This window comes from Neisseria sp. 27098_8_112, from assembly GCF_041433235.1.
GTDB lineage: Bacteria > Pseudomonadota > Gammaproteobacteria > Burkholderiales > Neisseriaceae > Neisseria.
In genome coordinates this window covers 71,786-85,783 of the sequence record NZ_JAPWBB010000008.1, presented here as the reverse complement: position 1 = coordinate 85,783, position 13,998 = coordinate 71,786, and the positions used below count along the sequence as shown (strand labels likewise).

Below are 13,998 nucleotides of genomic sequence, written 5' to 3'. Positions count from 1 at the left end.
TTGTTCAATTTCAGATAACAAAGAGGCCGTCTGAAACCTTCAGACGGCCTGATGCCGATTACTTAAACCAAGATTTAATTTTTCCAAACAAAGACATACTTTGTTTTTCGAACGTTTCTTTCTTCACCGGAGCAGGCGCGTCACGGTAAACTTTCATGCCTGCAAAGGTCTGGGCAACCGGCATGATTTCGATGGAATTGACGTTCATCCGCGCAGGACGTTGATAGAGCCATAAAGCGGTATCGGCAATATCTTGCGACTGGATAAACTCGACACTCTCATAAACCTCGGCCGCACGCTGGTCGTCGCCTTTGAAACGGACGTTGGAAAACTCGGTATCGCCGCACAAGCCCGGTTCGATATTGGTAATGCGGATGTTTTTATCCGCCAATTCGGCTCGCAGGTTCATACTGAATTGGCGCACAAAAGCCTTAGTTGCACCATAGACATTACTGCCGGAATAAGCATAACTGCCGGCAATCGAACCCAAATTGATGATATAGCCCTGTTTGCGCGCTACCATTTGCGGCAAAATCTGGCGGGTCAGAAAAGTCAGGCCGATGATATTGGTTTGAATCATGGTTTCCCAATCGCCAAAATCGGCTTTATCGGCAGAATCCAAACCTAGAGCCAAACCGGCGTTGTTTATCAGGCAATCGATTTCAGCTAAATGCTCGGGCAGGCTGTTCAAAGCGTTTTGAATCGACTCCGTGCGCGAAACATCCATTTCCAAAGGGTAAAACTGCTCGCCCAATTCCTCTGCCAACTGCTGCAATTTGTCTTCGCGCCGTGCCGCGCCAATGACATGATAGCCTGCCGCAACAAAAGTACGGCACATTGCCGCGCCGAATCCTGCCGATGCCCCGGTAATCAAAATTGCCATATCGTTTCCTTTCTGTACTCGTTTCAGATTTGGGTTTAAGGTATGATAACGCCTTATCAGACGGCCTGAGAGTTTGGCCAGCTGATTTTAAATTTAACGATAATCATATCATTACAATAGGACACACTCCATATGAAAACCCGTTTTCTCCCTGTTGCTTTGGCAATAGTGGCGCTTACCCTTTCCGCCTGCGGCGGCAGCGGCGCACCTTCCCAGCCTAAAGGCCCTATTTCCGAAGACCGCACTGCCGCATTCAAAACCATGATGCCTGAGTTTACCCGCATGGGCAAAATGGTCAAAGACGAAGAGCCTTACGACGTTGAGAAATTCAAACAAGCTGCAGCCACTTTTGCTGAAAACAGCAAAAAACCGTTCACCCTGTTTGAATCCGACCCTCAAGGCAACGGCCGCGCCCTGCCTGCCATTTGGACAGACACAGCCACATTCAAAGCCGAAGAAGAAAAATTCGTCGCAGCAGTTGAGAAACTCAACGCCGCCGCCCAAACTGGCAAATTGGAAGAAATCAAAGCCGCTTACGGCGAAACCGGTGCAAGCTGCAAATCTTGCCACGATACATTCCGCGGTCCGGAATAAGGCTTAAAGCAATAAAGGCCGTCTGAAATATCATTTTCAGACGGCCTTTTCTTCAACTGCCTTCAAACCTTTCTATATCGACTTTATATTTTGCATTTCATGTTTTTTACCGGTTTCATTTGAAACCGACGGCTCAATTCACATAGCGCAATCAAATTTTCTTCTTCCGGCTGTTTAAATTCAATTAAATCTCCCCTTTTCTCGACCAACCCAATTCAAATTCAGACCTGCTTTATCTTTTCAGCCAGATTAATCATATGCGGTTGGATTATCTCCTGAAACAAGAATCTACTTTATTTTTTAAAAAATAAAAACCATTATCAAAATATTTGTAAAGTTTAATAATATGTTATAAAGTAGCGACTTCGTTTCTGAGGTAACTATCATGAATCCGAATTTCAAATTAAATCTACTAACATTATCTTTACTGGCTATAACAAGTATCGCACACGCAGAAGAAGAGGTTTCCACTCAAGAGCTTGATGAAATTCAAGTCAAAGGCAAACACATTGCCAAAGAGAAAAAAGTTTTTACCGAAGGTCAAGCCAAAAGTTCGCGTGAACGCGTTTATCAATCCAGCGAAAACATCGATACCATCGTTCGGAGTATGCCCGGCGTTTTTACCCAACAAGACAAGGGATCGGGGGTATTGGCGGTCAATATTCGTGGCGATAGCGGTTTGGGACGCGTCAATACGATGGTTGACGGCGTAACCCAAACCTTCTATTCCACTTCCGCCGATGCCGGACGCAGCGGCAGCTCCTCGCAATTCGGTACGGCACTGGATCCCAATTTTATTGCCGGCGTCGATGTAACCAAAGGCAGTTTCACAGGTGCCAACGGCATCAATACCTTATCCGGTACAGCCAATTTCCGTACTTTACGGGTAGACGATGTGGTACACGGAAACAATACCTTCGGCCTCTTAACCAAAGGATTAACCGGCACAAACAGCACCAAAAGCAACTTTATGGCAACCGGAGCGGTACAAAAATGGTTTGACAGCGGTGCACGCCTTGGCGCGTTATATGGTTACAGCCACCGTAATGTCGAGCAAAACTATAAAGTAGGTGGCGGCGGTCAACGTATCGGCAATTTTGGCGAGGAATATTTGGACCGTAAAAAACAAGAATATTTTGAGAGCAACTTATTGAAATTCGACCACGAACAAAATCTCTGGGTTCGTGACTTTTCCAAACGCAATGCGGTCGGTAAAAGCTATTGGGACTACCCTTTCTCCAAAAAATATAACGATCCTGAAGTTTTACAAAGAGATTATGTCGATGACTTGGAAAGAAGCTGGAAAGAGAATTTGGCACCGCAATGGGATCTGACCCCAATCGACCCGACCAGCCTGCAACAACGCTCAAACAGCCATTTGGTCAAAGTGGAATACGAAAACGACAACAACAAGCTGGACCTTCAGCTTCGTACCATGAATAACCGTATCGGCAGCCGCAAAGTAGAAAACCGCAACTACCAAGCCAATTACAACTTAAACATTGGCGATTATGTCGATTTAAACGTATTGGCCGCCCATAATTTGGGAAAACAAAAATATCCGAAAAACTCACGTTTTTCAGGATGGGGGCTGCTTGATTATTTAGAAACCAAAAACACAGCCAATCTTTTGGATATCAACAACAGCTTTTCTTTCAAACTTCCCCAAAAAACAGATTTAAAAGCCACCGTCGGTTTCAATTTCTTTAAAAACCAATACAGTAAAAACCGCTTTCCGGAAGAGCTGAGCCTGTTTTACGACGGCCCAGATCAAGATGCCGGCCTGTACAGCTTTTTAGGCCGCTTCAAAGGCGACAAAGGAATATTTCCTCAGAAATCAACCATATTGCAACCTTCAGGCCAGCAAAAATTCAATACGTTCTATTTTGATACTTCCTTGAAAAAAGGCATTTATCAATTGAATTACAGCGCCAATATGGTCAACTACCGCTACAAGGGCGAATATACCGACTACTTCAATACCCAAGAAGACTTTAAAAAAGCATTTGGAGAAGATTCTGAAATTTATAAACAGCATTGCACGCCAAGCTGCGACCTTTACGAACCGGTTTATACCAAATCCGGTAAAAAGCATGCGGTAAACCATTCGGTGGCATTAAACATCAATGTCAACGACTACTTTATGCCGTTTATCAGCTATTCGCGTACGCATAGAATGCCAAATATTCAAGAAATGTATTTTTCACAAATCGGCGACTCAGGCGTCAATACCGCCCTCAAGCCGGAACAGGCCAACACTTACCAAATAGGCTTCAATACCTTCAAAAAAGGGATTTTCAAGCCGGACGATGTATTGGGTTTCAAACTGGTCGCCTACCGCAGCAGAATAAACAACTATATCCACAATGTTTATGGCAAATGGTGGGATTTGGATAAAGCACCCAGCTGGGTAACCAGTACCGGCCTGCAATACTCCATCCAGCATCGAAACTATGCCAAACCTGTCCATAAAAATGGTTTGGAAGTGGAAATGAACTATGATTTCGGCCGCTTTTTTACAACCCTGTCTTACGCCTATCAAAAAACCAACCAGCCGACCAATTATAGCGATGCCAGCGAATCGCCCCGCAACTCTTCTAAAGAAGACCAAATCAAACAAGGCTACGGCTTAAGCAAAATTTCCCGCTTGCCCCGAGATTACGGTCGGTTTGAATTAGGGTCCCGATGGTTGGGCAACAAATTGACCATCGGCAGCATTATGCGCTATTACGGCAAAAGTACACGTGCGACAACTGAGGAGGAATTTGTTGACGGTACAACCGGCGCCAACACCTACTCTTCACACCAAATGGGCAGAAGGGTGATCAAAAAAACAGAAAGCATCAACAGACAGCCGCTGATTTTTGATTTCTATGCCAATTATGAACCGAAGAAAAACCTTATCCTTCGTTTCGACATTCAAAATGCGTTCAATAAACGCTATATCGATCCTCTGGATGCCGCAAACGATGCCGCAACCCAGCGCTATTTCAGCGTATTTGAAAGAAAAGGCGGTTTAGATGATGAGGAAGTCGAATGCGATGCCAACGGTTTATGCAATGGCAAATATGGCGGCACGACACGCTCCGTCTTGAACAACTACGCACGAGGCAGGACTTTGCTGTTTACCATCAGTTATAAGTTCTAAACCTATCTATCAGTATTCTTAATATTGCACTGATTAAAAAGCCGGCAAACGCAATGTTTGCCGGCTTTTTTCAATATATTCTCAAAATTTTCTTCATCTATACACAACAAAAAACCTGCCCTTGCGGGCAGGTCTTCAATAATGACGGATTACAGGCCGCTCAGACGGGCAGTATCGTGTGCAATCATCAATTCTTCGTTGGTAGGAATCACAACGGCAACAGCTTTGCTGTCGGCAGTGGTAATCACACCAGCATTGCCGAAGCGGGCTTTCAGGTTGGCTTCTTGGTCGATGTACAGACCGAGGAAGCCCAAGTAGCCCAATACACGTTCGCGGATGATGTCGGAGTTTTCACCGATACCGCCGGTGAAGACCAATGCGTCCAAACCGCCTGCCGCTACTGTCATGCTGCCAATGTATTTAGCTAAGCGGTAGATGAACATTTCCAAAGCCAGTTTGGCGCCTGGATGACCTTTGGCAGCTTCTTCTTCGATGGTGCGGCAGTCGTTAGACAAACCTGAAATACCGAGCAGACCTGATTTCTTGTTCAGCATTTCGGTGATTTGGGCGATGGTCATGTTGGCATTTTCAGCCAAGAAGCTGAAAACTGAAGGGTCGATATCGCCGCTGCGGGTACCCATGACCAAACCTTCCAGCGGAGTCAGACCCATGCTGGTATCGCGTGATTCGCCGTTGGCGACGGCGGTAATAGATGCGCCGTTACCCAAGTGGGCAATCACCATGCGCAGGTCTTTTTTGTCTTTACCGAGGAAACGGGCGGTTTCATCAGAAACGTAGCGGTAGCTGGTACCGTGCGCGCCGTAGCGACGCAAGCCGTATTTTTCATACAATTCATGTGGAACAGCGTAGGTGTAGGCATGTTCCGGCATGGTTTGGTGGAAAGCGGTGTCGAATACGACAACGTTCGGCAGGCCTTTGAAAATGGTTTGTGCAGCGTGCAGACCCAAGAGGTGCGCAGGGTTGTGCAGCGGAGCGAGCGGAATACATTTTTCGATGCCGGCGATAACTTCGTCATCAACGAGGATGGATTCGCTGTACAACTCGCCGCCGCTGACGACACGGTGGCCGATGGCGCCGATACGGCTGTCGAGATCATGCGCTTTCAGTTCTTCCATCAGGGCTTCAACGGCACCGGTATGGTCAGGTTTGGCAGAAAGATCGACTTTGCGTTTTTCACCGTTGAATTTAAAGGTGATATAGGCATCAGGCAGATTGAGTTTTTCTGCCAAGCAGCTCAACAATACTTCGCCGCTGTCGTTATCCAATACGGCACCTTTGAGGGAAGAGCTGCCGCAGTTCAAAACCAAGATTAATTTTTGTGTCATTTTATGCTCCTTGAGGTTTCAGACGGCATTTTTGTCGGGACCTGACTGCGGCTCCGACTATGTTGCACCCCTTGTGGGACGTAGTGGGTAGCGGTCTGAACAGATTAACAAAGTAAACGCCGTATTCTAACAAAAAATGTAATCGGCTGCTTGACTTAATATTTGATGTAAAATGGACGGAATTTTATTTTAAGGCCGTCTGAAAAAATGACGGCGGTTTTGAAGATTTCCCGATATGCATTATTTCAGTATCCACACTCAAGACGGCGAACACGCCGGATTTTTTATTATGTTGGCAGACGATGAATCACAAAATCCGCCGCAAAGCGGACGCTTCGCAATCAAGCTACAAAGCGAAGACACAGCCGAAGCGGTGGTATTGTCGCCTTTCGAGCAAACCGACATCCCGCAATACTGGCGCGTGGTTAAAGACCGTATCGAATTGTTTTTTGACGATAAAAATATCGGTGCGTTGCGCAACGAATACCTGACCATCAGCGGCAAAACCTTTATCCTGACCGATTTGACCGGAGCGATGTAATGGAAAGTATGTTTATCCTTGTCCCCATCAGCATTATTTTGGCCTTCATCATCGGCTGGTTTTTCTGGTGGTCGGGTAAAAACGGACAGTTTGACGACCTTGAAGGACCTGCGCACCGCATTTTGATGGATGACGACTCCACTGAAAAACTGATCGAAAAAGACGAAGACAAAGAATCCAAACAATGAGCCTTAAAAAAGACAATCTGAATTTCCACACGACCCGCCGTTTTGCGCCGCTCTTTGGGACGCAGTTTTTGGGCGCGTTGAACGATAATATGTTCAAAACCACATTATTCGTGATGATCAGTTTTTACGGTTTGGGTAAAAACGACTTTCTGCCACCCAGCCAAATGCTGAACTTGGGTGCGATGCTGTTTATCCTGCCCTACTTCCTGTTTTCCGCGCTGTCAGGACAGCTGAGCAACAAATTCGATAAAGCAGTTTTGGCGCGTTGGATCAAGCTGTTGGAAATCATGATCATGGCAGTGGCGGCATATGGCTTCTATATTCAATCCGCGTCTTTGCTTTTAATCTGCCTGTTTTGCATGGGTACGCAATCGACTTTGTTCGGCCCGCTGAAATACGCAATTTTGCCCGATTACCTCAACGACAAAGAGCTGATTATGGGCAACAGCCTGATTGAATCGGGTACGTTTATCGCCATTTTGCTCGGCCAGATTTTGGGCACCGCAGTCGCAGGCGTTCCGCCGTATATTGTTGGCGGTTTGGTGTTATTGGTCGCTATCGGCGGCTCGATGACCAGCCTGTTTATGCCGTCTGTACCCGCTAAAATGTCGGACACAAAAATCGAATGGAACATCATCAAAGGCACGAATTCACTGATTCGTGAAGCGGCAGCCAATCGTCCCGTATTCACGTCCATCATCGGTATTTCATGGTTTTGGTTTATCGGCTCGGTTTATACCACCCAACTGCCGACGTTCACGCAAATCCATTTGGGCGGCAACGATAATGTGTTCAACCTGATGTTGGCACTGTTCTCCATCGGTATCGCCATCGGCTCGGTGTTATGCGCCAAACTTAGCCATGAACGCCTGATTTTGGGCTTGGTTACCATCGGCACTCTGGGGCTGACGGTCTGTGGATTATTGCTGGTGTGGCTGACCCACGGCCAACGCTTTACCGAATTAAACAGCATTATCTGGTTTTTATCGCAAGCCCAAGCGTATCCGATTATGCTGGTGATGTCGGCCATCGGCTTTTTCGGCGGCTTCTTCTCCGTACCGCTCTACACTTGGCTGCAAACCGCCAGCAGCGAAACATTCCGCGCCCACGCTGTTGCTGCCAACAACATCATCAACGGCGTATTTATGGTGTCAGCCGCCATTTTGAGCGCGGTTTTGCTGATGTTGTTTGACAGCATCACGCTGCTGTATTTGATTGTTGCCGTGGGTAATCTTCCGTTGATTGTTTACCTCATCAAACGGGAACCGAAATTTATCGGGGATTTGACCGCTTTGTTGAAAAGCAGCAAATAAGGCCGTCTGAAATATATCCCCACCATGCACATTTTCACTGTTCAATCGCGTGGACAGCTTGTGCATAAATCAGATTACTGTATGATTTAAAATTAAAAAACACATCTGCCTAAATTTTAAGCACAACTTTACCGCCAAACAAAATGCACATTTTCCCCAAACAAGCGTGTGCAAAGGCTGTGAATAAATCAGCTTAATCATTGATATTTAAAAGAAAAAATATATTTGATCAATTTTTAGGCAGTTTATTAAAGGCCGTCTGAAACCTTTTTCAGACGGCCTGAGAGTATAATAACTACCTACCTAATAGTTCCCAAACGATATGATTTATCCATGGCATGAAACCCAATGGCAACAGCTCGCCGCCCATTGGCAAAACCGACCTAACGCCTGGCTATTTACCGGCAAAGAAAATACCGGCAAAACCGAGTTTGCCCGCTTTGTCGCGCAAGCATTGCTATGCGAATCGCCCAAATCCAGCTATGAACCCTGCGGCGAGTGCGCTTCGTGCCATTTGTTCAGCCAAAACACCCATCCCGACTTTTACGAACTCACGCCGGAAATTCCCGAAGGTGAGGCAACGGGACGCAAACTCCTACAAATCAAAATTGATGCCGTGCGCGATATTGTGGAAAACATTTACCTGACCGCTGTCCGCGGCGGCCTGCGCGTAGTATTGGTGCATCCGGCTGAAAGCATGAATACACAGGCGGCAAACGGTTTGTTGAAAGCTCTGGAAGAGCCGCCGCAACACGTCGTTTTCCTGCTCGTTACCCATGCGCGCGACAAACTCCTGCCCACCATCAAAAGCCGTTGCCGCCAGATGGTGCTGCCCTCGCCTACCCATGAGCAGGCTGCGACATATCTGCGCCAACAGGGCGTGGAAAATGCAGAAGCCTTGTTGGCATTTCACAGCGGCGCGCCTTTATTCACGCCGACTCCCGAATTGGACGCATTACGCGAAGAGTTGCTGACACTGCTGACTGCCCCGCGCCTGTTGGCCATACTCGACTACGCCGCCGCGTTCGACAAACAAAAGCAACCGCTGGCCGTTTTCATCGACTGGCTGCAAAAGTGGCTGATGGATGTCGGCTTGGCACAACAAAACATGGCGCCGCTTTATTATCCGCACCATGCCCAAGCCCTGCTTCAGACGGCCTCTAAAACTGATTCACGCAAGCTGTTTGCCCTATTGAGCCGTCTGAACGCGCTCAACCCTTACGGATACCATACCTTGAGTGTTAAAATGCAGCTTGAGTATCTGCTTATCGAATATTTAGATTTTTGGCAAAACAAACCCTAACAGGTAATAAATGATGAATAAAAAAGACATTCCGGCGAAGATGTTGGCCTTGCAACTCAAAGACCCCAATCTGCTGTACAACTGCTATATGCCGTTTTTAGAACACGGCGGTCTGTTCGTACCGACCGATGACGTACTCTCCCTAGGCGAAGACATCCTCTTGGCCGTAGAAATCGCCGACTACCCCAAACGCTTCCTGCCCACCAAAGTCGTTTGGATCAATCCGGCGCGCACTTCGGCTCACCGCCCTAAAGGCGTAGGCCTTGCATTCTCCGAACACGAAAGTTGCCTGCAGGCAAAAAACCTGATCGAAGCCGAACTTGGCCCGCGCCTGCGCAGCGACCGCACTACTTTTACCCTGTAATACCATGTATTTAATCGATTCACATTGCCATCTCAACTTTGACGGCTTAAAAGACCGCCTGCCCGAAGTCTTTGCCAATATGGAAGCGCAAAGCGTCAAGCAGGCGCTTGCCATCAGCGTCAGCAAACAAAGTTTTGCCGAAGTCTTCGACATCGCCCAGGCAAACGACCACATCTACTGCACCATCGGCATACATCCCGACAGCCAAGAAGCGGAAGAATTTACCATTGCCGAAATGGTAGAAGCGGCCAAGCATCCGAAAATCGTCGGTATCGGCGAAACAGGTTTGGACTATTACTGGTGCAAAGGCGATTTGTCATGGCAACATCAACGCTTTGCCGACCATATCCAAGCCTCCAACGAAAGCGGCCTGCCCGTTATCGTCCACACGCGCGATGCAGCCGAAGACACGTTGCGGATTTTGAAAGAATGCCACACCCACTCCGGCGTGATTCACTGCTTCTCTGAAGACGTCGCCTTTGCTAAAGCCGCTTTGGATTTAGGCATGTATATCTCCTTCTCCGGCATTGTGACGTTTAAAAACGCGCCGCTGATACAAGAAGCCGCCAAATACGTCCCTGCCGATAGAATCTTGGTAGAAACCGATGCGCCTTTCCTCGCGCCGGTTCCCAAACGCGGCAAACAAAACGAGCCTTCCTACGTCCGCTATACAGCTGAGTTCTTAGCCAATCTACGCGGCGAGAGCTTGGAAACATTGGCACAAAACACCAGCGATAATTTCTATCGCCTGTTTAAGAAAGTACCCGACAGCCGTCTGAACAACGGCTAGGTCTCAAAGTCTCTAAACATTGGCTCTGCCAATCCGTCATCAGGATTCTGCCTCAAACACAGCGGTAAACTCGAAATGGCTTGAGACAGAAACGCAATCGGCTTGCACTATCTTCCGAACGGCAGACTTTTGAAGAATGGGAATTTTCCCATCAACACAATAAATAAGTTTAAATTCAAAATATTGCTTTCCTAAGCCCAGCAAAGCTCAAGGCCGTCTGAAAGTATTTTCAGACGGCCTCTTGCTTATTTTACCGATAGGATGTAAAACCTATCCTTCGAAATAAACGGTTCATCAAAACCGTACATCAATCGACACAATATGGACACAAACTCCGAAATGCACACCCACCCTAATTTTTACGCTATGCTGACTGCAGCCTGCCAAAAAAACGGTAAAGGCACGGTCATTTTCAACGATAAAGAAAAAATCAGCTATTCCTCCCTCAAACGCGAAGTAGAAACCGTCGCCGCCTATCTGCAACACCAAGGCGTACAATATGGCGACAGAGTCGCCCTTGTCGTTTCCAACTCTCCCGAATTTATTGCCGCCTATTTCGCCATTACTTCCATCGGCGCGGTAGCCGTCCCACTCAACGTCTTTTTGAAAAGCGAAGAATTTTCCTACATCCTCAATGACTGCGGCGCACGCTTCATGTTCGCATCCGCGCCGTTGGCCAAAGAACTCAAAAACATCAAAGCCAAAACCAAAGTCAATAAAATCATCTGGATTGGCGAAACCAACGCCGCCAGTGACGATGACAGCTATTTCGATGCCGCGCGTACATTCCCCGGCAAGCCGAATCTGAGCCGTCAGCCGTCCGTCAACGATTTGGCGCACATTATCTATACCTCCGGTACAACCGGCCACCCAAAAGGCGCATTAATCAGTTACAGCAACCTGTTTTCCAACCTTTCGGGCGTCGAACAAATTTTCCAAATTTCTCAAAAAGACCGCTTCGTCGTCTTCTTGCCCATGTTCCACAGCTTTACGCTGACTGCCATGGTTTTGCTGCCGATATACAAAGCCTGCTCGATTATTTTGGTCAAATCCGTCTTCCCGTTCTCCAACGTGTTGAAACAGGTTTTGCTCAAACGCGCTACCATTTTCCTCGGCGTACCGGCTATTTACACAGCCATGAGCAAAGCCAAAATTCCTTGGTATTTCAGATGGTTAAACCGCGTCCGCCTGTTTATCAGCGGCGGCGCGCCTCTGGCTGGACAAACCATTGACGACTTCAAAGCCAAATTCCCGCGTGCCAAATTGCTGGAAGGCTACGGTTTGAGCGAATGCTCGCCCGTAGTTGCCGTCAATACGCCTGAGCGCCAAAAAACCGCCAGCGTCGGCGTCGCCCTGCCCGGTTTGACCGTGAAAGCCGTCGATGACGAATTGATCGAAGTGCCGCGCGGTGAAGTAGGCGAACTCATCATCAAAGGCGGCTCGGTTATGCAAGGCTACCTCAATATGCCTGACGCCACTGATGAAACCATTGTCAATGGTTGGCTGAAAACCGGCGACTTCGTCACCATAGACGAAGACGGCTTTATCTTCATCGTCGACCGCAAAAAAGACCTGATTATCTCCAAAGGCCAAAATGTCTATCCGCGCGAAATCGAAGAAGCCATCTACAAGCTCGAAGCCGTGGAGGCCGCTGCCGTAATCGGCGTGAAAGACCAATACGCCGATGAAGAAATCATTGCCTTTATCCAACTCAAAGAAGGCATGAAACTGGAAGAAGCCGAAGTCCGCAGCCACCTGCGCGGCCTGTTGGCAAACTTTAAAATCCCCAAACAAGTCATCTTCCAAGACGAGCTGCCGCGCAATGCCACCGGCAAAGTGTTAAAACGCAAACTCAAAGAACAGTTTCAAGACTAAACCGCTGTTTCAGACGGCCCCTTGATTCATGCAGGCCGTCTGAAAACCTGTCATCAACAAAATTTTCAGACGGCCACGACCATGACGACACCGATACTCGAAATCGAAAACCTAAACGGCTCCTTTCCGAGCAAGCAAGTCCTGCACGATATCAACCTGACCTTGCAACCCGGCCGCAAACTAGCATTGGTCGGCGAGAGTGGCAGCGGCAAAACCGTATTGTCGCAAGGCATTATGCGCCTGAATCCGATGGTTACCTTTGAAGGCCGTCTGAAATATTGCGGAACCGACCTGCTGACCCAGCCCGAACGTGCCCTGCAAAAACTGCGCGGCCGCGAAATCGGCATGGTGTTTCAAGAACCCATGACCGCCCTCAACCCCGTCATGCGCGTCGGCGAACAAATCGCCGAAGTCCTGTCCCTGCATTTGGGTTTGGATAAAAAACAGGCATGGGCGCGCGCTATCGAACTCCTAGACGAAACCGGTATCCACCAGCCCGAGCAAAAAGCCCAGGCATACCCTTTCCAACTTTCCGGCGGCCAACGCCAACGCGCCATGATTGCCATGGCCGTATCAGCCCAGCCCAAGCTTCTGATTGCCGACGAACCGACCACTGCTTTAGACGTTGCCGTTCAAGCCCAAATTCTCGACCTGCTCTCACGCCTGCAGGAAGAACACGGCATGACCATGCTCTACATTACGCACGACTTAAACCTTGTGCGCCGTTTTGCCGACGATGTCGCCGTTATGCGTGACGGCCGTATTCTCGAAACCGGCAAAGCAGCCGAAGTCTTCGCCAATCCGCAGCACGAATACACCAGAATGCTGCTCAACGCCGGCACAACGCGCCGAGTGGCTCCATTGCCTGAAAATCCTGCCACCGTCCTTAAGGCCGAACAAATCGCCTTTTCCGTCAAAGAATCAGACGGCTGGTTTAAAAAACGCGACAAAACCATTCTCAACCCCGTTTCTTTCGATCTCAAATCGGGGGAAACATTGGGCATCATCGGCGAAAGTGGCTGCGGCAAAACCACGCTGGCCAAAGCCGTTATGCACCTTATCGATTCCGAAGGCAGCCTGAACATCAACGGCGAGCCATGGCGACATGAATTGCGCCGCGAAATCCAAATGGTGTTCCAAGACCCGTTCGGCGCATTCAATCCGCGTATGAACGTCTTCGATACCGTTTCCGAAGCCTTACGCGTACACGAACCTGAAATGCCGCGCGAAGAAATGCGCCGCCGCGTTCAAGAAGTCCTCAAACAAGTCGGCCTGCCCGAAGACGCACTCGAACGCTATCCGCACGCATTCTCCGGCGGCCAGCGCCAACGCCTCGCCATCGCCCGCGCCATCATTGTCCGCCCGAAAATCCTCGTTTTGGACGAACCGACCAGCGCGCTTGATGTCCAATGGCAACAACAAATCCTTGAATTGCTCAGCGGCCTGCAAAAAGAATACGGCCTCGCCTTCATCATCATCAGCCACGACCTCGCCGTCATCCGCGCCATTTCCCACCGCGTGATGGTGTTGAAAGACGGCAAAATCGTTGAAGAAGGCGAATGCGAAAATGTGTTTGCCAATCCAAGCAGCGACTACATGCGCCATTTGATTGCCCACTCCGGCCACATGGTTCAAGAGGCCGTCTGAATCTTT

At 48.5% G+C, this 13,998-nt stretch carries 12 protein-coding genes; 10 read left to right on the top strand and 2 right to left on the bottom strand.

The annotated features are described in order from the left end of the window. Positions 1–58 precede the first annotated feature (58 nt). Positions 59–883, bottom strand: coding sequence for an SDR family oxidoreductase (locus O3682_RS06775; RefSeq protein ID WP_371509202.1), 825 nt, complete (start codon positions 881–883; stop codon positions 59–61). 132 nt (positions 884–1,015) lie between these two features. Here O3682_RS06775 and O3682_RS06770 point away from each other — a divergent pair, with 132 nt between their 5' ends. Both O3682_RS06770 and O3682_RS06765 read left to right on the top strand, forming a co-directional pair. Continuing rightward, positions 1,016–1,477 (top strand): c-type cytochrome, encoded by a 462-nt coding sequence (locus O3682_RS06770; protein WP_150537544.1) that lies wholly within the window; start codon positions 1,016–1,018, stop codon positions 1,475–1,477. A 385-nt stretch (positions 1,478–1,862) separates the two neighbouring features. Beyond that, positions 1,863–4,625, top strand: a complete 2,763-nt coding sequence (locus O3682_RS06765) for a TonB-dependent receptor domain-containing protein (RefSeq protein ID WP_371509199.1) — start codon at positions 1,863–1,865, stop codon at positions 4,623–4,625. 149 nt (positions 4,626–4,774) lie between these two features. Here O3682_RS06765 and O3682_RS06760 read toward each other — a convergent pair whose 3' ends face one another. After that, positions 4,775–5,971, bottom strand: a complete 1,197-nt coding sequence (locus tag O3682_RS06760; protein ID WP_371509197.1) for an acetate kinase — start codon at positions 5,969–5,971, stop codon at positions 4,775–4,777. A gap of 235 nt (positions 5,972–6,206) precedes the next feature. Here O3682_RS06760 and O3682_RS06755 point away from each other — a divergent pair, with 235 nt between their 5' ends. The 8 genes from O3682_RS06755 (at position 6,207) to O3682_RS06720 (ending at position 13,992) form a co-directional block, all read left to right on the top strand. Continuing rightward, on the top strand, positions 6,207–6,512 hold the full coding sequence (locus O3682_RS06755) for an HLGFF motif protein (protein ID WP_296184763.1): 306 nt from the start codon (positions 6,207–6,209) through the stop codon (positions 6,510–6,512). Further along, complete coding sequence (gene ccoS / locus O3682_RS06750; RefSeq protein WP_003681462.1) at positions 6,512–6,700, top strand: cbb3-type cytochrome oxidase assembly protein CcoS; 189 nt, start codon at positions 6,512–6,514, stop codon at positions 6,698–6,700. The genes O3682_RS06755 and ccoS overlap by 1 nt, the downstream gene beginning before the upstream one ends. Next, positions 6,697–8,013, top strand: coding sequence for an MFS transporter (locus tag O3682_RS06745; RefSeq protein WP_371509195.1), 1,317 nt, complete (start codon positions 6,697–6,699; stop codon positions 8,011–8,013). The genes ccoS and O3682_RS06745 overlap by 4 nt, the downstream gene beginning before the upstream one ends. A gap of 322 nt (positions 8,014–8,335) precedes the next feature. Next, entirely contained in the window at positions 8,336–9,316 is a 981-nt protein-coding gene (locus tag O3682_RS06740; protein ID WP_371509193.1) for a DNA polymerase III subunit delta', read from the top strand. Between the two features lie 10 nt (positions 9,317–9,326). Then, positions 9,327–9,680 (top strand): PilZ domain-containing protein, encoded by a 354-nt coding sequence (locus O3682_RS06735; RefSeq protein ID WP_250600103.1) that lies wholly within the window; start codon positions 9,327–9,329, stop codon positions 9,678–9,680. Positions 9,681–9,684: 4 nt separating this feature from the next. Further along, positions 9,685–10,470: a TatD family hydrolase gene (locus tag O3682_RS06730; RefSeq protein WP_371509192.1), complete on the top strand. Its 786-nt coding sequence runs from the start codon at positions 9,685–9,687 to the stop codon at positions 10,468–10,470. Positions 10,471–10,791: 321 nt separating this feature from the next. Beyond that, positions 10,792–12,345 (top strand): fatty acid--CoA ligase, encoded by a 1,554-nt coding sequence (locus O3682_RS06725; protein ID WP_371509190.1) that lies wholly within the window; start codon positions 10,792–10,794, stop codon positions 12,343–12,345. A gap of 81 nt (positions 12,346–12,426) precedes the next feature. Next, positions 12,427–13,992 (top strand): ABC transporter ATP-binding protein, encoded by a 1,566-nt coding sequence (locus O3682_RS06720; RefSeq protein WP_371509189.1) that lies wholly within the window; start codon positions 12,427–12,429, stop codon positions 13,990–13,992. The last annotated feature ends 6 nt before the right edge of the window (positions 13,993–13,998 follow it).